Here is a 22,981-nt window from a genome sequence, read left to right as displayed (position 1 = left end):
TAGTTGACACTGGACCCGGCCAGCCCGTCACCGTGCGCCACCTCGATCGCGGCCACCCCGGCGGCGTCCAACGCCGCAGCGATGCTCCGCACCTGGTCGACGGTGTACTGATGCCCGATGGCGTGCATGCCATCGCGCAGCGTCACGTCCTGGATGTACAGCTCGTTCATGCGCTCACCGTCCCGCGGAGGGCGACCAGCCGCTCGGCGGTACGCAGCGCGGCCGAGGTCATGATGTCCAGGTTCCCGGCGTACGCGGGCAGGTAGTGCCCGGCACCGGAGACCTCCAGGAAGACCGAGACCTGTAGGCCGGTCACCTGCCGCCCGAGCGACGGCACGTAGGTGTCCACCCGGTCGAACTGCACGTCCTGCTTGAGCCGGTAACCCGGGACGTACTCCTGCACGCCGGCGACCATCTCGGCGACCGAGGCGGCGATGGCGGCCTGGTCGGCGTCCGGGTCGGGGCAGAGGCAGTAGACCGTGTCGCGCATCAGCAGCGGCGGTTCGGCCGGGTTGAGCACGATGATCGCTTTGCCCCGGTCGGCGCCGCCGACCACCTCGATGGCCCGGGCGGTGGTCTCGGTGAACTCGTCGATGTTGGCGCGGGTGCCCGGACCGGCCGAACGGGAGGAGATCGAGGCGACGATCTCGCCGTACGCCACCGGGGTGACCCGGCGTACCGCGGCGACGATCGGCACGGTCGCCTGACCGCCGCAGGTGACCATGTTGACGTTCGGCTCGGCCAGGTGCTCGTCCAGGTTGACCGGCGGCACCACGTACGGGCCGATGGCGGCCGGGGTCAGATCGACGACCCGCCGACCGTGGGCGCGCAGCACGGCGTCGTTGTGCCGGTGCGCACCGGCGGAGGTGGCGTCGAAGACCAGTTCGACGTCGGCGAACTCGGGCATCTTCACCAGGCCGTCCACGCCCTCGGCGGTGGTCGCCACGCCGAGGCGACGGGCCCGCGCCAGACCGTCGGAGTCCGGGTCGATGCCGACCATCGCCACCATCCGCAGCGACTCCGACAGCCGCAACACTTTGATCATCAGGTCGGTGCCGATGTTGCCCGACCCGATCACCGCCACACCGACGCTCATGACGAGCCACCTTTCGTTCCCGACTGCGGGGCTCGCAGAACCGGCTCACTCCTCGCGCTCACGGGGCCGCCGTTCGTTCCCGACTGCGGGGCTCGCAAGACCGGCTCACTCCTCGCGCTCACGGGGCCGCCGTTCGTTCCCGACTGCGGGGCTCGCAAGACCGGCTCACTCCTCGCGCTCACGGGGCCTCCCGGGAGAAACAGGTCCGCACCGAGCCGAGGCCGGAGATCCGGGCCTCGTACGCCGCGCCGGGGGTGACCGCCACCATCGGGCCGAGGGCGCCGGAGAGCACCACGTCACCGGCGCGCAACGGCTCACCGGCGCGGGCCATCGTGGTGGCCAACCAGGCCACCGCGTGCAGCGGGTTGCCGAGGCAGGCCGCCCCGGCACCGACCGACACCGGCTCCCCGGCGTGCTCCAGCACCATCCCGCACAGCCGCAGGTCCACGTCGGCGAGCCGGCGCGGCGCGGTACCGAGCACGAACAGTCCACTGGACGCGTTGTCCGCGACGGTGTCCACGATGGAGATGTCCCAGCCGGCGACCCGCGAGTCGACGATCTCGATGGCCGGCAGCAGGTGGTCGACGGCGCGGATGACGTCGACGCTGGTGACCCGCTCGTCGGGCAGGTCGGCGCCGAGCACGAAGGCGATCTCCGCCTCCACCCGGGGCTGGAGCAGCCGCTCGATCGGCACCTCGGCGCCGTCGGGCACGGCCATCGTGTCGGTGAGTACGCCGAAGTCCGGCTCGTACACGCCGAGGTTCTCCTGCACCGCCCGGGAGGTCAGCCCGATCTTCGCGCCCACCCGGCGCTGCCCGGCGGCCAGCCACTGGCGTACCTGGTGCTGCTGCACCTCGTACGCTGCGGCCACATCACCCTCGGGCAGCAGCCGACCGCGCAGCGGCGGGCAGGGCTTGCCGCTGGTCCGGGCCTCGGTCAGTTCCTCGGCCGCTTTTTGAAGATCGCTCATGACAGGTCCACGCAGACGTTGGTGAGTTCGGAGTAGAAGTCGAGCGAGTGCACGCCGCCCTCCCGGCCGATGCCGGAGGCCTTCACCCCGCCGAACGGGGTACGCAGGTCCCGCAGGAACCAGGTGTTGACCCAGACGATGCCGGCGTCCAGCCGCTGCCCGGCCCGGTGCGCCCGGCCCACGTCCCGGGTCCAGACCGTTGCCGCCAGGCCGTACTCGGTGCCGTTGGCCAGCGCGTACGCCTCGTCCTCGTCGTCGAAGGGTGCCACGTGCACCACCGGGCCGAAGATCTCCTCGGTGTTGGTCCGGGCCTGCGGGCCGAGCCCGGTCAGCACGGTCGGCTGCACGTACGCGCCGCCGTCGCGGGCGTCACCGAAGCGCGGCACTCCCCCACCGGCCAGCACCTGCGCGCCCTCGGTCCGGGCCAGGTCGTAGTAGCCGAGCACCTTGTCGCGGTGCCCGTGCGAGATCAGCGGCATGTTCACCGTCGCCTCGTCGGTCGGCCAGCCGTACGCCAACTCCTCGGCGCGCTTGGCCAGTCGAGCGGTGAACTCCTCGAACACCGGCCGCTGCACGTAGATCCGCTCGGTGCACAGGCACACCTGGCCGCCGTTGGTGAAGCTAGACCGCACCGACCCGGCCACCGCAGCATCCAGGTCGGCGTCGGCGAAGACCAGGCCGGCGTTCTTGCCGCCCAACTCGAAGCTGACCGCCTTCACCCCGTCGGCGGCGGCCCGCATGATCGCCCCACCCGTGGACGATTCGCCGGTGAACGTGATCGCGTCGACGCCGGGGTGCCGGGTGAGGAACTCACCGGCCGAATCCGGGCCGAAGCCGTGCACCAGGTTGAACACGCCGTCGGGTACGCCGGCCGCGGCCATCACCTCGGCCAGCAGGGTGGCCGAGGCCGGGGTCTCCTCGCTGGGCTTGACCACCACCGCGTTGCCGCAGGCCAGCGCCGGGGCAACCTTCCAGGTGAGCAGCAGCAGCGGCAGATTCCACGGCACGATGACCGCCACCACGCCGACCGGCTTGCGTACCGCGTAGTTCAGGGCCCGACCACCGGTCGGGGTGACCGTGGTGAACGACTCCGTGGGCGCGGTCGCCACGATCTCGGCGAAGGCGCGGAAGTTGGCCGCACCGCGCGGGATGTCCAGAGTCCGGGCCTGCGAGATGGCCTTGCCGGTGTCGGCGACCTCGGCGGCGACCAGGTCGTCGAAGCGCCGTTCCAGCTCGTCGGCGACCCGGCGCAGCACCTCGGCGCGTTCCCGCTCCCCCATCCGGCCCCACGGCCCGCGCAGCGCCGCGCGGGCGGCGGTGACCGCGCCGTCCACTGTGGATCGGCTGGCCTCGACCACCTCGAAGACCGGCTCGCCGGTCACCGGGCTGCGCTTGGTGAACCGGTCACCGGTCGAGACGAACTCACCGCCGACGAAGTTGCGCAGCAGCCCAGGGCCGTCCGGCGCGTGGCCGGTCATCAGCCGGGGATCCCAGAGCGTCATCCCCGCCTCCTGCGCCCGAGCGCCAGCACCGCGCCGGCCAGCACCGCCGCCGCACCGGCCGCCACCGCACCGAGCACCTGGTACTGCCGGCGGACCCGGCGGCGCACCTGCGCGTACGGGACGGTGGTGAAGGAGACCAGTTCGTACTGGGAGACGTAGCGGCCCGGCAGCGCCCGTTCCAGGGCGTGCTCGACCTTCTTGCGGGTCTGGTACACCGGTGAGGCGACCTTGTCGCGCATCTCCACGAAGTTGGCCAGCGCCATCTGGGCGATCGCCTCGGCGTTGTCCTGTCGGCGCTGCTGGTAGAGCGGCAGGGCTGCGGCCCAGTCGTCGCCGCACTCGTCGAGGCAGTTGTCCAGTTCCACCACGTCCTCGAAGGCGCAGTTCGCGCCCTGGCCGTAGAACGGCACGATGGCGTGTGCGGCGTCGCCGAGCAGGCCCACCCGTCCGTTGAACTGCCACGGGTCGCACCGCACGGTGCCGAGCACGCCGACCGGGTTGTGCTGGTAGTCGTCGACCAAATTCGGAGCCAGCGGCGGCAGATCCGGGTAGTGCTGGGCGAAGTGCCGCTCGATCGCCGCCTTGCTGCCCAACGAGGAAAAGCTGGCGGTGCCGTGGTTGGGCCAGAACAGGGTGCAGGTGAAGGAGCGGTCCGGGTTCGGCAGGGCGATCATCATCGAGGTGCCACGCGGCCAGATGTGCAGCGCACCCGGGTCGAGGGCGAAGTCGCCACCCAACGGCGGGATGGTGAGTTCCTTGTAGCCGTAGTCGAGGAAGTCGACGCTCTCGGTGAGCAGGCCGTGTTCGAGCAGCTGTCCGCGTACGGCCGAACCGGCGCCGTCGGCGCCGAGCACGACCTTGGCGTTCGCGGTGACCGTGCCCTGCGGGGTTTCGAAGGTCATCTGCGCGGTGGCCGGGTCGAGCCCGACCAGCCGGTGGTCGAAGGCGATCCGCACCTGCGGCAGCTTGGCGGCGGCGTCCAGCAGGGCGTTGTTCAACGCGCCCCGGCTGATCGAGTTGATCGCCCGATCACCCTCGGCGCTGTACGACTGGAAGTCGGGCTGCCCGACCACCGGGTGCACCATCCGTCCGCGCATCGGCAGCGCGTCCGTCATCACCTGCTCGTCGAGGCCGATGCGGCGCAGCGCGTCCAGGCCACGCTCGGAGAGGGCCAGGTTGATCGAACGGCCCCGCTCGGGCGTACCGACCCGCGGATCCGGTCGCCGTTCGTAGAGCGCCACCGAGTGACCCCGCCGGGCCAGGTAGCAGGCCAGCAGGCAGCCGGCCAGCCCGGCTCCCACCACCGCGATCTCGTCGTGCCGGGTCTCCATCAGCGCTGCCTGCCTTCCACTCGTGACTGCGCGCCCCGCCAGGTGTTCACGCCTGCCGCTCCACGGTCGCGGCCAGCGCCTCGGCGACCCGCCAGCAGTCGTGGTACGTCGAGTAGAGCGGCACCGGGGCGAACCGGACGACGTCCGGCTGCCGGGCGTCGGCGATCACCCCGTGCTCGTGACGCAACCGCTTGGTCAGTTCGTTGGCGGTGCCCACGCCGATGCGTACCGACAGCTGACAGCCGCGACGGCTCGGGTCACGCGGGGTGACCACGGTCAACGGCCGGTCGACGACCACCTCGTCCAGCAGCCGCGCCAGGTAGCCGGTGAGCCGCAGGCTGCGCTCGCGCAGCGCCGGCATCCCGACCGAGTCGAACAACTCCAGCGAGGTACGGACCGGGCCCATCGCGAAGATCGGCGGGTTGGAGATCTGCCAGGCCTCGACGGTGGCCGGCGGCCGGCTCACCGGGGTCATCTCGAACCGGGTCGCCGCTGCCGTGCTCCACCAGCCCTCGAACCGGTGCAGCGCCGGGTCACCGTGGTGGCGTTCGTGCACGAAGACGCCGCCCAGCGCGCCCGGACCGGAGTTGAGGTACTTGTACGAGCACCAGGCCGCGAAGTCGACGTCCCAGTCGTGCAGCGACAGCGGCACGTTGCCCGCCGCGTGCGCCAGGTCCCAGCCCACCACGGCCCCGGCGGCCCGGGCGGCGGTGGTGATCGTGGGGATGTCCATCAGCTCGCCGGTGAGGTAGTTGACCCCGCCGAGCAGCACCAGCGCGACGGTGTGGCCCTCCGCCGCCAGGAACGCGGTCACGTCCTCGGTACGCAGGTTCTCCTCGCCGGGGCGCGGCTTGAGCCGGACCACGGTGGTGTCCGGGTCCAGCCCGTGGAAGCGGGCCTGGCTGCGCACCGCGTAGCTGTCCGAGGGGAAGGCGGTGTCCTCGATGACGATCCGGGTCCGCTCGCCGGCCGGCCGGTAGAAGCTGACCATCAGCAGGTGCAGGTTGACCGTCAGCGAGTTCATCACCACGGTCTCGCTGGGCCGGGCGCCGACCAGTCGGGCCGCCGGCGCGGTCAGCAACTCGTGGTACGGCAGCCAGGGACGTTCCGCCTCCAGATGGCCCTCGACGCCGAGCCGGCTCCAGGCCTCCAGGTCGGCCAGCAGTTCGGTCCGGGTGGCCTTCGGTTGCAGCCCGAGCGAGTTGCCCGCCAGGTACGCGGTCTCCGGGTAGCGTCCGCCGTCGGCCGGCGGCACGTGGAACAGGTGTCGGTGGCCCGGCTCGGCGGCGTCCAGGCGCAGCGCCTCGGCCTCGCCGGGACTCGTGGTTTCGTTCTGGTTCATCGTCACCCTCACATCGCCGTCCGGGCCGACCACAGCTCGGGGAAGACCACCCGGGCCATGCTGCGTTGCAGCCACGCCAGCCCCGCCGAACCGCCGCTGCCGACCTTGGCGCCCATGGTGCGCTGCACCGCCTTGACGTGGTGGTGCCGCCAGTCGCCGAACTGCTCGGCCACCTCGGTCAGCGCCTCGCCGAGCATCCGCAGGTGGTTGTCGGGGCCGGTGTCGCCGTAGATGCGTACCCAGGCCGCCTCGACCGCGGCGTGCGGCTGGTGCTCGTCGCGGACGTCCCGGTCGAGCAGCTCGGCGGGGATCTCGTGACCGTGCCGGGCGAGCAGGGCGACCACCTCGTCCCAGACGCTGGGGGTGGCCAGGGTCTCGTTGAGTTCGGCGTACACGTCGGTCTGCCGACGGAACGGCCGGATCAGCGTCGCGTCCCGCAGCCCGAGCCGGAACTCCAGGTGCCGGTACATGGCCGACTGGAAGCCGGAGCCCTCGCCGAGCAGGTTGCGGAAGCGGTTGAAGTCGGCCGGGGTCATCCAGCGCAACCCGTGCCAGGAGGCGTTGAGGGCCTCCAGGTGCAGCGCGGCCCGCCGCAGCGGGGCGAGGGCCTCCCAGACCCGATCCTCGCGCAGCAGTCGGGACGTCTCACGCAACTCGTGGCAGGTCAGCCCGAAGTACAGCTCCATGATCTGGCTGACCATCAGGAAGGACATCTCGCCCGGGTCACTGCTCAGCGGCTGTTGCAGCTTGTGCAACGTGCTGGCCTGCACATAGGCGTCGTACGGCACCCGCTCGGCGAACTCCAGGGTCGGCTCGCCGCCGTTGCGGGCGGCACGGGCCGCCCGCTGCTTGCCGGTCACCGGACGCACCGCCGTCCGGGTTCCCGGGCGCAGCTCGGTCTGCTCCATCCGTCCACTCCTTTCTGGCTGGCGATTCCAGTCATGATCTCGCGGCGTCACCCCCGGATGGAATGCCTGTTCAACGGCGGTCGGCCCACCTGACCTGCCGAACCTAAGGCGCTTCTCACTTTCGCCTTTTCACGCGTAAGGTCGACGCGTGGACGAGATGGACTGGGCCCTGCTCCGCGAGTTGCAGGCCGACGCACGGTTGTCGTTCAGCGAGCTCTCCCGCCGGGTGCACCTGTCCCCACCAGCGGTGGCCGAGCGGGTACGCCGGCTGGAGGAGAGCGGGGTGATCACCGGGTACCACGCGCACGTCGACCTGACCCGGGCCGGCCGGACGGTGGTCGCGTTGATCCGGATGTCCTGCTACGGGGCCCGGTGCATCCTGCACGACCCGGACGTCGCCACCTGGCCGGAGATCCTGGAGATCCACCGGATCACCGGTGACGCGTGCAGCGTGCTGAAGGTCGCGGCCGGTTCGATCGGGGAGTTCGAGGGGGTCATCGACCGACTCGCCCCGTACGGCCAGCCGTCGAGCACCATGGTGCTCTCCTCCCCCCTCAACTGGCAGCCCCTGACCAGATGCAAGGAAGGGCCCGCTGTTAACGCCTCCGGTAGAGGAAGGGCCCCTGCTTAACACCCGCCGGCAAACCCGCTGGTTCCGTGCGGCGGGTTAGCGGCGGGAGCAGGGGGAAAGCACCGCAGGTCGCCCCAGCAGGACCGGTGCACCGGTGCCGGGAGGGAGGATCATGCGGGGTCTGCGACCGTACGGAGGCGTGCTGCACGCCCCCTCGACCATCGTCCGACTTCTCGGAGCGTTCGCACTGATCGGGGCGTTCGTCCTGATCGGCGCCGCACCCGCCCGAGCGGGTGAGAACACCTTCATCGAGGTGACGCCGAACAGTGTGCAGGCCGGATCCCGGGTGCACCTGCGGGCCAGTTGCGACAACGCCAACAACCGGCAGGCCGAGGTCGACTCGGAGGCGTTCAACCGGGTCTTCCTCCGACCGGACAACGGCTTCCTCACCGGCGACGTGACAGTGCCGGGCGACAAAGCCCCCGGGGATTATCCGGTGCACCTACGCTGCAACAACGGTCAGACAGCCAGCACCACGCTGACCGTCCTGAACATGCAGCAACCCACCAAGGGCCCGGCGACCGGTGGCGGTGGCACCGCCGGGCCGGGCACCGGCTCGACGCTGCTGCTCGGCGGCGCCGCGGTGGTGGCCGCAGCGGTGGTCTTCGGGCTGATCAGCAGCCGACGCCGGACCGGCTCCTGACCCAGGCGGAGTGCCAATGATCGGCCACCGCGTACCGGTGCCCGAGCCGCGACCGGCGCCGCCCCGGACCGCCACCCGCCGCAGCACGCGTGTCTGGCGGAGGGTGACCGCCGTGGCGGGCCGGCTCGGCCGGGTCACCGCACAGATGGGTTCGGCCAGCGTCGCCATGCCCGACCCGTCGGCCACCCCGGTGCCGCCACGGACGCGTCGGTCCTGGGCGGCGGCGGCCCGATTCGGGATCCGCGCCAACCCCGGCCTGCCCGTGCTGGTGATCGGCAGCCTGATGCTGTTGATCATCACAATGCTCGGGGTCGAGCGGCTGACCGGAACGAGTCTGCTGCCGGACCGCTTCATCGCGGGCTTGGCGCCGCCGCCGAAGAAGTTTCCAATCCTGCCGGCGAGCCAGCCGGTCGGCATCGAGATCAACACGATCGACCTGGCCGCACCGGTGCACAACGTGGGCGTAGCCCCGGACGGCAGCATCGCCGCACCGACCGCGGAACGCGCCCAGGAGGCCGGCTGGTACGACCAGGGCCCCACACCGGGCCAGTACGGTCCCGCCGTCATCGTCGGGCATGTCGACACCAACACCGGGCCGGCGGTCTTCCAGGACCTACGGCAACTACGCGCCGACGACCGGGTCGAGGTCGCCCGCACCGACGGCACGGTGGCGGTCTTCGAGGTCGACCGGGTCGGCCGGTACGACAAGGAGGCACTGCCCGCCGACGAGGTCTTCGGCGACTTCAGCCGACCACAGCTCCGACTGATCACCTGCGGGGGGCGTTGGGTCGGGGGCGAGACGGGCTACGCGGACAACGTGATCGTGTTCGCTTCTTTGGTCGAGGCTCGGTGAGTCTGTTGGTCGGGGTTTGCGGGGGAGCCCGACCCGCTCCGGGCGGTCAGGCTTGATCCCTGCGCGGGTCGGGCTCCCCCGCAAACCCTCCGTGGGTGGGCTTCGCGGGGCCCTTTTGCAGGGTTGGGTGGGCCGGTAGCCGGCGGGAGCGGGCGGCTGGGCGCGGTGTCGGCGGGAGCGGGGCGGCTGGGTGGGTCAGGCGGCTTCGGGTTCGCGAAGATCCAGCCAGTCGGCCCAGCGCGGGTCGGGCGCACGGTGACCGAGCACCCGCCAGGCGATCCCCTTCGGCGCGGCGGGCAGCGAATGCAACCGCCAACCCAGCTCGGCGGGCGTCTTGTCGCCTTTGGTGTGATTGCACCTGGCGCAGGCGGCGACCACGTTCTCCCAGGCGTGCGGACCACCCCGGCTGCGTGGGAAGACGTGGTCGATCGTCTCGGCCGGACCCCGGCAGTAGGCGCAACGCCAGCCGTCCCGGGCGAAGATCGCCCGGCGGGACAGACCTACGTGGGTGCGGTACGGCACCCGGACGAACCGGGTGAGCCGGACGACCGACGGCACCGGTAAGGCACTGCGGGCGCTGTGCAGGATGCCGTCGCCGTCGGCGACACAGACCGCCTTGGCGGAGAGCACGAGGATCGCGGCGCGACGCACCGACACGACACACAGCGGCTCATAGGTGGCGTTGAGGACCAGCGCGCCGGAGCCCACCGTGGGTCGTATGTCAGGCATCGCGTCACCCTCCCGGTCAAGCGGCTTTCAACTCGCCACCGCCGACCGGTGCAGGCCATGGCCATACACCACGTCGACGCCGGCCGAATCACCGACGTCCGTTGCGCCAATCGTCCCTGATCGGACCGGCGAATGCACGCACTAATCCTGGGTACCTGGCGGAGCTTTCGCGAGGAATTCGGCGCCGGAGGCGCCCTGTGTCACCCACCGGTGGGGTCGGCCTCGGGCCCGCAGGATCGTTACGGTACGAAATCAGGGTGACCGTCAGCATGCCCAGCCCCGCCCCCGGCACGCCCACCCCGGGCCCGGAGGACACACCCAGCCCGGAGTGCCTCACCGAGAGCCTGAGCCTGTGCGAATGGGCGTGGGACCTCACCGGGTCGGTGTGGTTCGCCGAGGGCAGCTACTGGATTCTGATCAAGCCGCTACGGATCATCCTGATCCTGTTGCTGGCGACAGCCGCCCGGTGGCTGGTGCACCGTACGATCCGCCGGTTGGTGCGCACCACCACCGACGCGGGCGTACCGACGATGCTCCGGCCGCTGCGCGAGCGCATCCCGAGCGCCGCCACCGAGCCCGGCGAATTCATCCCGGAGCGACGCCGGCAACGCGCCGAGGCGATCGGTTCGGTGCTGCGCAGCCTGAGCACGGCGTTCATCTTCGGCATCGCCGTACTGATGGTGCTCAAGGAGTTCAGCTTCGACCTGGCTCCGCTGCTGGCCAGCGCCGGCATCGCCGGTGTGGCACTCGGCTTCGGTGCGCAGAGCCTGGTCAAGGACCTGATCGCCGGGCTGTTCATGCTGATCGAGGACCAGTACGGAGTCGGCGACAACGTCGACCTCGGCGAGGCGAGCGGCGTGGTCGAGGCGGTCGGCCTGCGGGTGACCACCGTTCGCGACGGGCGGGGGGTGCTCTGGTACATCCGCAACGGCGAAGTCGTCCGGGTGGGCAACAAGAGCCAGGGCTGGGCACTGGTGGTGGTCGACCTGCCGATCGGCTTCGCCGGCACCGAGGAGGCCACGGCGGTGCTGCGTACCGCCGCCGCCTCGATCGCAGTGGACCCGGAGTTGGCGTCGTCGATCGTCGAACCACCCGAGGTGCTCGGTGTGGAGCAGGTGACAGTGGACGGCACGGTGATCCGGACGGTGGTCAAGACCACCGCCGACGGGCAGGCCGCCGTGAGCCGCGAGTTGCGCCGCCGACTCGCGGAAGCGCTGGAGAACTCGGGAATCACCGCGCGGATCGCGGCCGGACGCGTCCTGCCTGCGTACCTCCGCGACGACAACGAGACTGGTCAGGGTGGGGCGACCTGAGCAGAACGGCGGGGGGTCGCGGCCGAGCAGCCCCTCGGGTATCGTCCGTTCGTTCAGTCGGAACTGCGACGATCAAACCGTTCGCCCTAGCCAGTTGTCAGACGATCGGGCAGAATCCGGTGCACGCGCTCCCCGAGCGTGGTCACGTCCTCGCTGATCCGTAGATCTGACGATGGCCTCGGGGCCGGCCATCACGAGTGGCCTGCCACCGGCCGATGGAGGCGATGGTGTCGGACGAGCGGCCTCCTCCGGAAGGTCCGGCCACTTTCCGTGAGGTCTTCGCCCAGGGTGAATACCGAGCCATCTTCGTGGCCAGCACGCTGACCTGGGTCGGTGACTACGTCGCCAAGGCGGCCGTCACCCTGCTCGTCTACCGGGAGACCGACTCGGTCGCCCTCTCGGCCGCCGCCTTCGCGGTCAGCTACCTGCCCTGGCTGATCGGCGGGCCGCTGCTGGCCACGATCGCGGAACGGCACCGCTATCGCCAGATCATGATGGTCTGCGATCTCATCCGGATGGCCTTGATGCTGCTCATCGCCATCCCGGGGATCCCGGTGCCGCTGATCCTGGCCCTGCTGTTCGCCACCACCCTGGCGAATCCACCGAGCCAGGCGGCACGTTCCGCGCTGATGCCGCTGATCCTGCCCGGCGACCGACTCGTCGTCGGGCTGTCGATCAACGCCAGCGTCGGGCAGGCCGCCCAGGTCGTCGGTTACCTGCTCGGCGCCGCGGTGGCGACCGTCAACACCACCGCCGCGCTGCTGATGAACGCGACCGCCTTCGCCTTCTCGGCGGTCCTGGTCCGCTTCGGAATCCGCGACCGGGCACCGGCGATGCCCAGCGAGCATCGTCGGCATCTGCTCCGGGAGACCGCCGACGGGTTCCGGTTGGTGTTCGGCACCCCGGTGCTGCGGGCGATCGCGGTACTCGTCTTCGGCGCCATGCTGTGCTCCATCGTGCCCGAGGGGCTGGCCGCGGCCTGGGCCAACGAACGCGCGGACGGCACGATGCACGCGGGCCTTGCGCAAGCCCTGATCATGGCGTCCAGTCCGGTCGGGTTCATCCTCGGCGGGCTGTTGATGAGCCGGGCGGTCGCTCCGGCCCGGCGAATCGTCCTGCTCCGGCCCCTGGCGGTCATCGCTCCGCTGGTCCTGGTGCCCGCGCTGTTCGATCCGCCGCCAGCGGTGGTGGCATTGCTCGCCGCCGCCTGCGGGTTCGCGGTCGCCGGCATCCTGCCGGTGGCGAACAGCCTCTTCGTCCAAGCGCTGCCGCACGGTTTCCGGGCCCGAGCCTTCGGCGTGATGGCCACCGGGATCCAGGTCATCCAGGGTGCCGCAGTACTGGCGACCGGCTTGCTCGCCGAGCACTACCCGATCCCGATCGTGGTGGGTCTGTGGAGTGCCGCCGGGGTGGTGCTGATGGCCTTCGTCGCCCGACGCTGGCCCGATGCGCAGACGGTGGAGGCCACCGTCAAGGCAGCTCAACTGGCTCCCGCCGGCGCGGCCACCACGCCGGACGATCCGGGCCAGGGGAACGTGGGACCGGGCCGGCCACGGCACGCGGTGACCTGAGCCACCGACGTCGGCATGTCCCGGCCCGGTCACCGGGCGGCGACGCCTGGCAGGATGGAAGAGTGAATCCCGCAGCTGAGTCCGAGTCCCGCGGCGAGGCGGTGACGCTGTACGACGCCGTCGGCGGCGAGCCCACGTTCCGCAAGCTGGTCGACGAGTTCTACGCCGGCATCGCCGATGACCCGCTGCTGCGCCCCATGTACCCAGCCGACCTGGGGCCGGCCGCCGACCGGATGCGGCTGTTCCTCATGCAGTACTGGGGCGGCCCGAATACGTACTCCGCCCAACGGGGCCACCCCCGGCTGCGGATGCGGCACGCACCCTTCCGGATCGGCGCCGCCGAACGTGACGCCTGGCTGCGCCACATGCGCCGCGCAGTCGACAGCCTCGACCTGCCGGCGGCGACCGCGACCGAGCTCTGGAACTACCTGGAACGGGCGGCGTACTTCATGGTCAACGCGATGGAGGACCCGACCGCCTCGGGGTAGCCCCGAGGCGGCGCCCTTCTCGTCAGAGCAGGGCGCCCTCGTCGTGCAACCAGTCGACGAAGCTCGTAGCGACGGCCGCACCGCAGTCGAGCAACTCGACCAGGAGCGCGTCGTGAGTTCCCGCGGCGAGCGGCACCTGCAACTCGGCGTAGATCGGCAACTGCCCCCGTTCGGTGGCGTCGCCCACGTACGCCTTGCAGAAGCGCCGCGTGTGGTTCCACTCGTTGACCACCCGGTAGGCCCGGTCGGCCCAGTCGGGCGGCACGGTCGCGTGCGGGCGCGCCCGGAGCACCAGGATCTCGTCCTCGGGGCCCTCCAGGGTGACCAGCACGGCGTGTCGCTCCCACATGGCCAGCAGGTTGCCGTCTCCGTCGGCAAGGTAGCGCACGTCGAGCAGGTCCAGCGCGTCGCAGATGCGGCGCAGGGTGACCGGTTCGACGGTGGCTGACATGTCGGCGATCAACGGATGCTCCCCGCCCGGGCAGTCATCCCCGGGTTTACGGGGCGTCGGCGGCCCGACTCTGACGGCCTCCTCCACCGTGACCCTGCTTCGAGTTTCCGGGTCGCCGCCACTGGCGGGACCGGGGCGCCATGACCACCACGGCATCGCTCGCGCACCTCACTCCCCAGCGGATCCAGTTGCATACGGTGGGTTGGATCCGAGGATGGACGGTACCCGGACAGCCGGACCGAAGCATCCCCCCAACGCCAGCACCAAACCAGAAGGCCGATAGGTAGTCATACTTTCGGACGAGAGTCAAGCGGCCGCACGGCGAGATCCGTAGCCTTCTGCGACCATACGGCTCCGTACGGTCCCACCAGCCCGACCCAACGGCCACCCGCCCGTACCCGGACCTCGTCGATGCCCGGCGATCCGTCGGCAGGCCCCAGGAAGCCCATCCTGATCAGACCCTGCACCATTCGCTGGGTCACCTCCACCGGACGGTCAGGCTCGTCGTCCGGCGTCACCACCACCGCGACATGATCCAGCAGGGCGTCGCGCAGCACCCGCTGCCCCACCGCCCGGCCGGCGACGCCGTGCATCGCCGCCTCGCGCAGGGTGCCGGCGGCGGCCTCGGCGAGCCGGCGCACCTCCCCGCCGGGCAGAATCTCCACCGCTCGACTGGTCGCGGGCGGCAACGGCCAGCGCCACTGGGTGTCGCGCGGGGCGGGCAGCCGGGGGCGGCCCGCCGTCAACTCGGCGAGCAGCTGACCGGCGGCGACGGTGACGTCCCCGGCACCGGGGCCGGACACCGTACGCACGGCCAGCACCCCCCAGGGCAGGCGGGCCCAGAGGGTCGTACGCCCCGGCGCACCGGCCGGGCGTAGCCGAACCAGGGCGGCCGGCTCCAGCCGGACCAGCCGGGCCAGGAAGGCCCCCGCGTCGGCGACCCCCTCGATCCCGTGCCGCGGCTGCGCAGCGTCGGATTCCGGCCGAGGGGTGACGCTGCCCCCACTCATGCCACCGTCCCGTGGTGCAGGTGCGTCGCCGGCCGGGCGCAGTCGACGATCCGCCGGCCGCTCATGCCAGGCCGCCGTCCGGGGCGTACCCGACCAGGAAGGAACGTTCCAGGTCGCTGAGCCGCCGAGGTAGCTGCGTGGCCAGATCGAACGGGACCAGCACCGAGCAGGCCCGGCTGACCAGCAGCTCACCGTCGTACATCTCGTAGTTGACGGTGAAGGACGCGGCCCGGACCTGCTCCACCCACAGCTCGATCCGCACGGTCGGGGCCGCCTCGGCGGTGGCCCGGCCCAGGGCGTAGTCGACCGGGCGCAGGTAGTCGACCTCGTGCCGACGGATGACCACTCCGTCGGCGAACGAGTCGATCCCCTGCGCCCGGGCACCGACGAACATCAACGCCACCCGGGCCTCCTCGTAGAGGGTGAGGAAGCGGGCGTTGTTGACGTGGCCGTACGCGTCCAGGTCGGACCACCGCAGGGTGCAGTGGTAGACAAACCGGTCAGCCAAGACGGTCCCTCGCCGGTCAGTCGCGGGTCAGCTTGCGGTAGGTCACCCGGTGCGGTCGGGCCGCCTCCGCGCCGAGCCGTTCGATCTTGTTCTTCTCGTACGCCTCGAAGTTGCCCTCGAACCAGAACCACTTCGCCGGGTTCTCGTCGTCGCCCTCCCAGGCCAGGATGTGCGTGGCGACCCGGTCCAGGAACATCCGGTCGTGGGAGATCACCACGGCGCAGCCGGGGAACTCCAGCAGCGCGTTCTCCAGGCTGGACAGCGTCTCCACGTCCAGGTCGTTGGTCGGCTCGTCGAGCAGGATCACGTTCCCGCCGATCTTGAGGGTCAGTGCCAGGTTGAGCCGGTTGCGCTCGCCGCCGGAGAGCACCTTGGTCGGCTTCTGCTGGTCGGGCCCCTTGAATCCGAACGCCGCGATGTACGCCCGCGACGGCATCTCGACCTTGCCCACCATGAGGTGGTCCAGCCCGTCGGAGACGACCTCCCAAACGGTCTTGTCACTGTCGAGGCCCTGCCGGTTCTGGTCGACGTAGGACAGCGAGACGGTCTCGCCGACCTTGACCGAACCGCTGGTCGGCTGCTCCAGCCCGACGATGGTCTTGAACAGGGTGGTCTTACCGACGCCGTTCGGGCCGATGATGCCGACGATGCCGTTGCGCGGCAGCGAGAACGACAGGTTCTCGATCAGGATCCGGTCGCCGAAGCCCTTGGTCAGGTTGTGCGCCTCGATGACGGTGTTGCCCAGGCGCGGGCCCGGCGGAATCTGGATCTCCTCGAAGTCCAGCTTGCGGGTCTTCTCCGCCTCGGCGGCCATCTCGTCGTACCGGTCCAGACGGGCCTTGGACTTGGTCTGCCGCGCCTTGGCGTTGGAGCGGACCCACTCCAGTTCCTCGGTCAGGCGCTTCTTCATCTTGGCGTCGCGGCGGCCCTCGACGGCCAGCCGGGCCGCCTTCTTCTCCAGGTAGGTGGAGTAGTTGCCCTCGTACCCGATGGCCCGGCCGCGGTCCAGCTCCAGGATCCAGCCGGCCACGTTGTCCAGGAAGTACCGGTCGTGGGTGATCGCCAGGACGGTGCCGGCGTACTTGGCCAGGTGCTGTTCCAGCCACTGCACGCTCTCCGCGTCCAGGTGGTTGGTGGGCTCGTCGAGCAGCAGCAGGTCGGGCGCCTCCAGCAGCAGCTTGCACAGCGCCACCCGGCGGCGCTCACCGCCGGAGAGCTTGGTCACCTCGGCGTCCGGCGGCGGACAGCGCAGCGCGTCCATGGCCAGTTCGAGCTTGGAGTCGATGTCCCAGGCATCGGCGTTGTCCAACTCCTCCTGGAGCCGGCCCATCTCCTCCATCAGCTCGTCGGAGTAGTCGGTGGCCATCTGCTCGGCGATCTTGTTGAACCGCTCCAGCTTGGCCTTGGTCTCCGCGACCGCCTCCTCGACGTTGCCGAGGACCGTCTTGGCGTCGTTGAGCGGGGGCTCCTGGGCCAGCATGCCGACCGTGTAGCCGGGCATCAGCCGGGCCTCGCCGTTGCTCGGCTGATCCCAGCCTGCCATGATCTTGAGGAGGCTGGACTTACCAGCGCCGTTCGGGCCGACCACACCGATCTTGGCCCCCGGCAGGAAGTTCAGCGTCACGTTGTCGAGCACGACCTTGTCGCCGTGCGCCTTGCGCGCCTTTTCCAGGACGTAGATGAACTGGGCCACGGTGCGGGCTACCTCCGTCGGTACTTGATCGCCGATTCGCGTGGTACGGGACACGCGCCAACTTGCGTGGCGCCAGACGCGGGGCGCGCCGTCATCCGCCGCCACGACCGGAAGCCGGCCGCGCGCACGCCGCCGTCAATCCTGACAGGTCCGCCGGGCTCCGCCCACATCGCCCCGCCTGCCGGACGAGGTTACCCGGAAGATGGACGGTGACCTGTCAACATGATCACGCGCAAGGTTCGGCCGGTCTGGGACGGGTACGTCACTCCGGCACTGAGCAACAGACGCCGCAGATACGCTCAGTACGCTCATCGCGGTGGACCCGTCAGCACCCGGAGGTGGCCGATCGTGACCGTCCGTAGCTCCTTTGTCGTAGTGGCAAACCGTCTACCGGTCGACGAGGTGAGCACACCCGAGGGACGGCAGTGGCGACGCAGCCCTGGCGGGCTGGTCACCGCCCTGCACCCCGTCCTCGCCGAGCACCAGGGCACCTGGGTGGGCTGGGCCGGTGGCACCGGCGCCGCTCCCGAGCCGTTCGACCTGGAGGGCATCCGGCTGCACCCGGTGCCGCTGAGTGCCGAGGAACTGGAGCGCTACTACGAGGGCCAGTCCAACGCCACGATCTGGCCGCTCTACCACGACGCCGTCGAGACACCCGCCTACAAGCGTCGCTGGCGTGAGGCGTACCGGCTGGTCAACGCCCGGTTCGCGGAGGCGGCGGCGGAGGTCGCGGCCGAGGGGGCCACGGTGTGGGTCCAGGACTACCAACTCCAACTCGTCCCGGCGATGCTCCGGGAACTGCGTCCCGACCTGCGGATCGGCTTTTTCCTGCACATCCCGTTCCCGCCGATCGAGTTGTTCATGCAGATGCCGTTCCGCACCGAGATCCTGCGCGGGCTGCTCGGCGCCGACCTGGTCGGGTTCCAGCAGCGGCTGGCTGCGCAGAACTTCGTCCGGCTGGCCCGCCACCTGCTCGGTCTGCGCTACGAGGGGCAGATGATCCAGGTGGACGGCCGCCAGGTGAAAGCGGGTGCCTTCCCCATCTCGATCGACACCAAGGAGATGGAGCGACTGGCCGCGGACCCGGCGATCCAGGCGCGGGCCAAGGAGATCCGCGAGGAGTTGGGCAACCCGCGCACCATCATCCTGGGTGTGGACCGCCTCGACTACACCAAGGGCATCGAGTTACGGCTCAAGGCTTTCCGCGAGTTGTTGGCTGACGGAAAGTTGACAGTGCCCGACGCTGTTATGGTGCAGGTAGCCACACCGAGCCGCGAACGCGTCGAGCACTACCAGGCACTTCGCGTCAAGGTCGAGCGCGAGGTCGGTCGGATTAATGGCGAATTCGGTCGGGTCGGTGTGCCGGCCGTGCATTATCTGCATCAGTCGTACAGTCGGACCGAACTTGCTGCGATGTACGCCGCCGCCGACGTGATGATGGTGACCCCGCTGCGAGACGGTATGAACCTGGTGGCCAAGGAGTACGTCGCATCAAGGGCGGACCACGGGGGCGCACTCGTACTCAGTGAGTTCGCCGGCGCGGCCACCGAGCTGCGTCAGGCGTTCCTGTGCAACCCGCACGACCCGGACGCAGTCAAGGACGCTCTGCTCCGAGCCGTGCATGTGGAGAAGCCGGAGGCTCGTCGCCGAATGCGGACAATGCAACGCCATCTGCGCACCCATGATGTGGGGCACTGGGCGAAGTCCTTCCTCACCGAACTCGGTGTGCCCGACATGGAGGCGGCGTGAGCGCCCCCTCCAATGAGATCATCCTGCCCACGGCGGGCACCATGGACCGGGAGTTGCAGTCGGCCATCGGGCGGATCGCCCGAGTGCCCCAACTGCTGATCGCCTGCGACTACGACGGCACACTCGCGCCGATCGTCGAGGACCCGAGCAAGGCCGTACCCCTGCCGGAATCGGTCGCCGCAGTGCGCGCCCTGGCCGCGCTGCCGCAGACCACCGTCGCGGTGGTCTCCGGCCGGGCGCTACGTGACCTGGCCGCGCTCTCCCGGCTGCCCAGCGAGGTCCACCTGGTCGGCAGCCACGGCTCCGAATTCGACATCGGCTTCGTCGAACGGCTCTCCCCCGAGCTGATCGAGGTGCGGACCCGCCTGCGCGATGCGCTGCGCGAGATCGCCGCGGCCCACCCGGGCATACGTCTCGAACGCAAGCCGGCCAGCGTCGCCGTACACACCCGTGGGGTCGCCCCGCAGATCGCCGCCGCCGCCATCGAGGCGGTCCGCAACGGTCCCGCCACCTGGCCGGACGTCACCGTCACCCAGGGCAAGGAAGTCATCGAGCTGTCCGTGGTGGCCACCCACAAGGGCACCGCGGTCGACCAGCTGCGTACTCAGCTCTCGGCCAGCGCGGTGCTCTTCATCGGCGACGACGTCACCGACGAGAATGCCTTCGGCAACCTGCACGGCCCGGACGTCGGCATCAAGATCGGCCCCGGCGAGACCAAGGCCGACTACCGGGTGGCCGATCCGATCGAGGCCGCCCGCGCGCTCGGGCTGCTGCTGGAGACCCGTCGGCACTGGCTGTTCGGCGAGCGCGCGGTGCCGATCGAGCGGCACTCGATGCTGGCCAACGGGCGTACGGTCGCACTGCTCACGCCCGACGCCAAGGTGACCTGGCTGTGCAACCCCAAGCCCGACTCGGCGGCGATCTTCGCCGACCTGGTCGGCGGTAGCCCGGCCGGGCACTTCAGCGTCGCCCCGGAACGCGGGGGCATTCCGCTGGGCCAGCGCTACCGCTCGGGCACCATGACGGTGGAGACCCGCTGGTCGGGGTTGACCGTCACCGACTGGCTCGACAGGCCCGACCCGAAGACCACGCCCGACGGGCCGGCGATCATCTCCGGTGACTCCACCCTGATCCGGGTGCTCACCGGCACCGGACGGGCCCGGCTGGAGTTCGCCCCCCGGCCGGAGTTCGCGCAGGTCGCCGTACAGCTCCAGCCACTCGACGACGGCCTGCTGGTGCTCGGCTCCAACGAGCCGATCGCGCTCTACTCCCCCGGTGTGCAGTGGAAGGTCGACAGCGACGGCGGCTACGCGAGCGCCAAGGCGGTGGTGGACCTGTCCGCGCTCGGCGGGCAGGTGGTGCTGGAGTTGCGCTTCGGCACGCACAGCCTGGAACATCACCGACTGCCCATCCACGAGCGGCAGGCGGCGGCGGAGCGCCCGTGGAAGGAGTGGGTGGCCTCGCTGCGGCTGCCGACCACCGCCCGGGACCTGGTCGCCCGCAGCGCGTTGACACTGCGCGGGCTCTGTCACGAGGCAACCGGTTCGATCCTCGCCGCCGCGACCACCTCGCTGCCGGAGGAGCTGGGCGGCGTCCGCAACTGGGACTACCGCTACTGCTGGCTGCGCGACGCCGCGATGACCGCCCGTGCCCTGGTCGACCTGGGGTCGATCGCCGAGGCCGAGGCGTTCCTGCGCTGGGTCGACGGCTGTGTGGAACGCACCGGCGGGCACCCCGAACGGCTGCACCCGCTCTACACCGTGGACGGCTACGAACTGGGCGCCGAGGCGGTCATCGACACCCTGCCGGGCTACGCCGGCTCCCGCCCGGTACGCGTCGGCAACCTCGCCAACCACCAGCTCCAGTTGGACGTCTTCGGCCCGATCGCCGACCTGATCGCCGCCACCGCCGACGTACGCGGGTCGGTGCGCGCCGAGGAGTGGCGGGTCCTGGAGAACATGGTCGAGGCGGTCCGCCGCCGCTGGCACGAGCCCGACCACGGCATCTGGGAGGCCCGTCTGCCACCCCGGCACCACATCTTCTCGAAGGTGATGTGCTGGATGACCGTGGACCGCGCCTTGCACGTGGTGCGCCAGCACGGTGGCGAGGATCGCCTGGAATGGGTGGAGCTGCGCGACCGGATCGGCGCCAACGTGCTGGAGCACGGCTGGCACGAGCACGCCGAGGCGTACAGCGTCGCGTACGGCGACGAGGACATGGACGCCTCCTCGCTGTGGATCGGCCTGTCCGGCCTGCTGCCCGGAGACGATCCGCGGTTCCTGTCCACCGTGCTGAAGATCGAGGCCGATCTGCGTAGCGGGCCGGTCGTCTACCGCTACCACTGGGACGACGGACTGCCCGGCCGGGAGGGCGGCTTCCACATCTGCACGGCGTGGCTGATCGAGGCGTACCTGCGCACCGGTCGGCGTACCGACGCCGAGGAGCTGTTCCTTCAGATGATCGACACCGCTGGTCCGACGGGACTGCTGCCCGAGCAGTACGACCCGCTGGCCGAACGCGGCCTGGGTAATCACCCGCAGGCGTACAGCCACCTCGGGGTGATCCGGTGCGCCCTGCTGCTGGACAACATGCTCAAGCAGTAGCCACCACCCGCTGGAAGGGTGGACGTCTTACCCACCGACGCCACCCGTACCCCAGCTCAGCGGCCGGAGACACCCTGTCTCCGGCCGCTGCCGTCCCCTCCCCCTTCGCTCTCCTGCCTCCCCTCGCCTGCCTCCCCTCGCCTGCCTCCCCTCGCCTGCCTTTCCTCGCCTGCCTTTCCTCGCCTGCCTTTCCTCTCCGCCCAGCCGACGCACTTCCCACAGCTCAGCGCCCTTGCCCGCGCTGGAGCCAGGGCTGCCGAGGGCTCGGCCCCGGCGCAGTTTCAGGGAAAGTGCTGTCTCGCCAGCTGGCGAGACAGCACTTTCCCCGATGTTGTACGGATCTCGGTTGCGCCCGGCGGCTCGGGTGGTTGGTGGGGGCGACCCGGCTCTGACATGCGGCGAGGCGATCGGACCTTGCGCCGCGATGACGGCGCGGGCCATGTCGGCGAGGAGGGCCGGGCCACAGGCTTACCAGGCCCGAGCTACCCGCCGCCGGCATCGCCGTCCAAGCGCCATCGCCCGCGGGTATCGCCGTCTGGGGCGCCATCGCCACGCCCCGGCCCAGGGTGTCGGTTATCGTGGTGATCGACTGCGTTACGCCGGAATGGCGGTTTCCCACCGCCGCCCACCCCGCCGTTTCGACGGTACGGCGCCGGTCAGCCATGTTGCGACGGCTCGGTTCGCCTGTCCGCTGATCGCCCGAATGTCCGAGTCTGGGGGTTCGGTCGGTCAGCCGGTGGCGGAATCCGCGGGGGGGTCGGGGCGTTGTACCGACTGACGGACCGAGCAGGGCGGCCTATCCCTTGAGGTGTGGCCCCCATGGTCCCGGACCCAGACACCCGGGCCGATAGGGGCCAGGGCTCTGAGCCTCAGGGTCCGAGCCGACCAGATCCCCCGGGAATGATGGTGGGTGGCCGGTCGTTGTACATGGTCCCGGCGCCGCGAAGGCCCCCTGCCTCGCAGGCCAGCCGGTGATCTTCCCCCTTTGTCCTTGTAGCGCCTGACGGCGTTTGCACACACGCCTGCGTTCGTCCCCCTTTGGTGGTGTGTGTCTACCCCCGAATGGAGCTTGGTCATGAACTCGAAGCTGCTGCGTAAGAGTGTTCTGGGTATTGCTGGTGTGGCCTTCGCCGGTGGCGTGTTCGCCGGCCCCGTGGCCGCTCACGCCGACGCCGCCCCGGTGAAGGCGGGCCCTGTGGCCGTGCAGGCTGGCAAGCCGGACACGAGCAAGTTGATCCCGCATGGTGTGCAGGGTGCCCAGTCGCGCATCGACCTGAACGATGAGCAGGTGGCGAACACGAAGGCGATCATCGCCGCGACGAAGAAGGCCGGTATGGACGAGCGTGCCGCGGTCGTGTCCATCGCCACCGCGTTGCAGGAGTCGAAGCTGGAGAACCTCGGCCACCTCGGCGACCGTAACGACCACGACTCGCAGGGTCTGTTCCAGCAGCGTCCGTCCAGTGGTTGGGGCACGGTCGAGCAGATCACCGACCCCGAGTACTCCACCACCGCGTTCCTGAAGGGTTTGAAGCAGGTTGACGGTTGGCAGGACATGCCGCTGACCAAGGCCGCCCAGACCGTCCAGGTGTC

The 22,981-nt window shown here is 70.4% G+C and carries 20 protein-coding genes and 1 pseudogene; 9 read left to right on the top strand and 12 right to left on the bottom strand.

Annotated elements, in window-relative coordinates; all coding sequences use genetic code 11:
• From AB0M35_RS28735 to AB0M35_RS28705, 7 genes and pseudogenes are all read right to left on the bottom strand, one after another.
• A pseudogene (locus tag AB0M35_RS28735) lies at positions 1-170 on the bottom strand (4-hydroxy-2-oxovalerate aldolase); the annotation flags it as partial.
• Positions 167-1,096 carry an acetaldehyde dehydrogenase (acetylating) gene (locus AB0M35_RS28730; protein ID WP_363749295.1) on the bottom strand — a complete coding sequence of 310 codons (930 nt, stop codon included), beginning with the start codon at positions 1,094-1,096 and terminating at the stop codon, positions 167-169. The gene AB0M35_RS28730 and the pseudogene AB0M35_RS28735, both read right to left, overlap by 4 nt.
• A gap of 178 nt (positions 1,097-1,274) precedes the next feature.
• Complete coding sequence (locus tag AB0M35_RS28725; RefSeq protein WP_363749294.1) at positions 1,275-2,066, bottom strand: fumarylacetoacetate hydrolase family protein; 792 nt, start codon at positions 2,064-2,066, stop codon at positions 1,275-1,277.
• A complete protein-coding gene (locus AB0M35_RS28720) occupies positions 2,063-3,544 on the bottom strand; it encodes a 2-hydroxymuconic semialdehyde dehydrogenase (protein ID WP_363749298.1) in 1,482 nt (493 codons plus the stop codon). The genes AB0M35_RS28725 and AB0M35_RS28720 overlap by 4 nt, the downstream gene beginning before the upstream one ends.
• A gap of 20 nt (positions 3,545-3,564) precedes the next feature.
• Positions 3,565-4,899 carry an NAD(P)/FAD-dependent oxidoreductase gene (locus AB0M35_RS28715; protein ID WP_363749293.1) on the bottom strand — a complete coding sequence of 445 codons (1,335 nt, stop codon included), beginning with the start codon at positions 4,897-4,899 and terminating at the stop codon, positions 3,565-3,567.
• Positions 4,900-4,945: 46 nt separating this feature from the next.
• Positions 4,946-6,241 carry a kynureninase gene (gene kynU / locus AB0M35_RS28710; RefSeq protein WP_363749292.1) on the bottom strand — a complete coding sequence of 432 codons (1,296 nt, stop codon included), beginning with the start codon at positions 6,239-6,241 and terminating at the stop codon, positions 4,946-4,948.
• 8 nt (positions 6,242-6,249) lie between these two features.
• Positions 6,250-7,149, bottom strand: a complete 900-nt coding sequence (locus AB0M35_RS28705; protein WP_363749291.1) for a tryptophan 2,3-dioxygenase family protein — start codon at positions 7,147-7,149, stop codon at positions 6,250-6,252.
• A gap of 148 nt (positions 7,150-7,297) precedes the next feature.
• Between AB0M35_RS28705 and AB0M35_RS28700 the strand changes: the two genes are divergently transcribed.
• The 3 genes from AB0M35_RS28700 (at position 7,298) to AB0M35_RS28690 (ending at position 9,276) form a co-directional block, all read left to right on the top strand.
• Entirely contained in the window at positions 7,298-7,780 is a 483-nt protein-coding gene (locus tag AB0M35_RS28700) for an Lrp/AsnC family transcriptional regulator (protein WP_363749290.1), read from the top strand.
• 112 nt (positions 7,781-7,892) lie between these two features.
• Positions 7,893-8,423, top strand: coding sequence for a hypothetical protein (locus tag AB0M35_RS28695; RefSeq protein ID WP_363749289.1), 531 nt, complete (start codon positions 7,893-7,895; stop codon positions 8,421-8,423).
• 16 nt (positions 8,424-8,439) lie between these two features.
• Positions 8,440-9,276 (top strand): class F sortase, encoded by an 837-nt coding sequence (locus AB0M35_RS28690; protein WP_363749288.1) that lies wholly within the window; start codon positions 8,440-8,442, stop codon positions 9,274-9,276.
• A 195-nt stretch (positions 9,277-9,471) separates the two neighbouring features.
• On the opposite strand, the gene AB0M35_RS28685 is transcribed toward AB0M35_RS28690, so the two are convergent.
• Positions 9,472-10,005, bottom strand: a complete 534-nt coding sequence (locus tag AB0M35_RS28685; RefSeq protein WP_363749287.1) for an HNH endonuclease — start codon at positions 10,003-10,005, stop codon at positions 9,472-9,474.
• A gap of 269 nt (positions 10,006-10,274) precedes the next feature.
• Between AB0M35_RS28685 and AB0M35_RS28680 the strand changes: the two genes are divergently transcribed.
• The 3 genes from AB0M35_RS28680 to AB0M35_RS28670 all read left to right on the top strand — a co-directional run bounded on the left by AB0M35_RS28680 (position 10,275) and on the right by AB0M35_RS28670 (position 13,377).
• Positions 10,275-11,318 (top strand): mechanosensitive ion channel domain-containing protein, encoded by a 1,044-nt coding sequence (locus AB0M35_RS28680; protein WP_363749297.1) that lies wholly within the window; start codon positions 10,275-10,277, stop codon positions 11,316-11,318.
• 224 nt (positions 11,319-11,542) lie between these two features.
• Entirely contained in the window at positions 11,543-12,889 is a 1,347-nt protein-coding gene (locus AB0M35_RS28675) for an MFS transporter (protein ID WP_363749285.1), read from the top strand.
• A 62-nt stretch (positions 12,890-12,951) separates the two neighbouring features.
• Positions 12,952-13,377 carry a globin gene (locus AB0M35_RS28670; RefSeq protein ID WP_363749283.1) on the top strand — a complete coding sequence of 142 codons (426 nt, stop codon included), beginning with the start codon at positions 12,952-12,954 and terminating at the stop codon, positions 13,375-13,377.
• A gap of 22 nt (positions 13,378-13,399) precedes the next feature.
• On the opposite strand, the gene AB0M35_RS28665 is transcribed toward AB0M35_RS28670, so the two are convergent.
• The 4 genes from AB0M35_RS28665 to ettA all read right to left on the bottom strand — a co-directional run bounded on the left by AB0M35_RS28665 (position 13,400) and on the right by ettA (position 17,039).
• The gene (locus tag AB0M35_RS28665) at positions 13,400-13,984 is read right to left on the bottom strand and encodes a YbjN domain-containing protein (RefSeq protein ID WP_363749281.1); all 585 of its coding nucleotides are present in this window, start codon (positions 13,982-13,984) and stop codon (positions 13,400-13,402) included.
• Between the two features lie 131 nt (positions 13,985-14,115).
• The gene (locus AB0M35_RS28660; RefSeq protein WP_363749279.1) at positions 14,116-14,838 is read right to left on the bottom strand and encodes a hypothetical protein; all 723 of its coding nucleotides are present in this window, start codon (positions 14,836-14,838) and stop codon (positions 14,116-14,118) included.
• A gap of 61 nt (positions 14,839-14,899) precedes the next feature.
• On the bottom strand, positions 14,900-15,346 hold the full coding sequence (locus tag AB0M35_RS28655) for a thioesterase family protein (protein ID WP_363749277.1): 447 nt from the start codon (positions 15,344-15,346) through the stop codon (positions 14,900-14,902).
• 16 nt (positions 15,347-15,362) lie between these two features.
• A complete protein-coding gene (gene ettA, locus AB0M35_RS28650) occupies positions 15,363-17,039 on the bottom strand; it encodes an energy-dependent translational throttle protein EttA (RefSeq protein WP_363749275.1) in 1,677 nt (558 codons plus the stop codon).
• A 348-nt stretch (positions 17,040-17,387) separates the two neighbouring features.
• On the opposite strand from ettA, the gene AB0M35_RS28645 reads away from it, so the two are divergent.
• The 3 genes from AB0M35_RS28645 to AB0M35_RS28635 form a co-directional block, all read left to right on the top strand.
• Positions 17,388-18,788, top strand: a complete 1,401-nt coding sequence (locus AB0M35_RS28645) for a trehalose-6-phosphate synthase (protein ID WP_119579773.1) — start codon at positions 17,388-17,390, stop codon at positions 18,786-18,788.
• Positions 18,789-18,829: 41 nt separating this feature from the next.
• Entirely contained in the window at positions 18,830-21,391 is a 2,562-nt protein-coding gene (otsB, locus tag AB0M35_RS28640) for a trehalose-phosphatase (protein ID WP_363749296.1), read from the top strand.
• Between the two features lie 1,075 nt (positions 21,392-22,466).
• A partial coding sequence (locus tag AB0M35_RS28635) for a hypothetical protein (protein ID WP_363749273.1) occupies positions 22,467-22,981 on the top strand: 515 nt, incomplete at its 3' end.

Origin of the sequence: Micromonospora sp. NPDC051196 (assembly GCF_040682415.1) — a bacterium.
In the GTDB taxonomy this organism is placed as follows: Bacteria; Actinomycetota; Actinomycetes; order Mycobacteriales; family Micromonosporaceae; genus Micromonospora.
Note: the sequence above shows the minus strand (reverse complement) of the source record. Positions and strands in the feature narration are given on the sequence as shown.

Bases quoted from the DNA above. Each gene is read 5' to 3' on its own strand.
- AB0M35_RS28695 (WP_363749289.1), top strand. From the start codon at position 7,893: ATGCGGGGTCTGCGACCGTACGGAGGCGTGCTGCACGCCCCCTCGACC.
- kynU (WP_363749292.1), bottom strand. From the start codon at position 6,241: ATGAACCAGAACGAAACCACGAGTCCCGGCGAGGCCGAGGCGCTGCGC.
- AB0M35_RS28665 (WP_363749281.1), bottom strand. From the start codon at position 13,984: ATGCCGTGGTGGTCATGGCGCCCCGGTCCCGCCAGTGGCGGCGACCCG.
- AB0M35_RS28675 (WP_363749285.1), top strand. From the start codon at position 11,543: ATGGTGTCGGACGAGCGGCCTCCTCCGGAAGGTCCGGCCACTTTCCGT.
- AB0M35_RS28720 (WP_363749298.1), bottom strand. From the start codon at position 3,544: ATGACCGGCCACGCGCCGGACGGCCCTGGGCTGCTGCGCAACTTCGTC.
- AB0M35_RS28685 (WP_363749287.1), bottom strand. From the start codon at position 10,005: ATGCCTGACATACGACCCACGGTGGGCTCCGGCGCGCTGGTCCTCAAC.
- AB0M35_RS28690 (WP_363749288.1), top strand. From the start codon at position 8,440: ATGATCGGCCACCGCGTACCGGTGCCCGAGCCGCGACCGGCGCCGCCC.
- AB0M35_RS28715 (WP_363749293.1), bottom strand. From the start codon at position 4,899: ATGGAGACCCGGCACGACGAGATCGCGGTGGTGGGAGCCGGGCTGGCC.
- otsB (WP_363749296.1), top strand. From the start codon at position 18,830: ATGGACCGGGAGTTGCAGTCGGCCATCGGGCGGATCGCCCGAGTGCCC.
- AB0M35_RS28680 (WP_363749297.1), top strand. From the start codon at position 10,275: ATGCCCAGCCCCGCCCCCGGCACGCCCACCCCGGGCCCGGAGGACACA.
- AB0M35_RS28660 (WP_363749279.1), bottom strand. From the start codon at position 14,838: ATGAGTGGGGGCAGCGTCACCCCTCGGCCGGAATCCGACGCTGCGCAG.
- AB0M35_RS28705 (WP_363749291.1), bottom strand. From the start codon at position 7,149: ATGGAGCAGACCGAGCTGCGCCCGGGAACCCGGACGGCGGTGCGTCCG.
- AB0M35_RS28725 (WP_363749294.1), bottom strand. From the start codon at position 2,066: ATGAGCGATCTTCAAAAAGCGGCCGAGGAACTGACCGAGGCCCGGACC.
- AB0M35_RS28730 (WP_363749295.1), bottom strand. From the start codon at position 1,096: ATGAGCGTCGGTGTGGCGGTGATCGGGTCGGGCAACATCGGCACCGAC.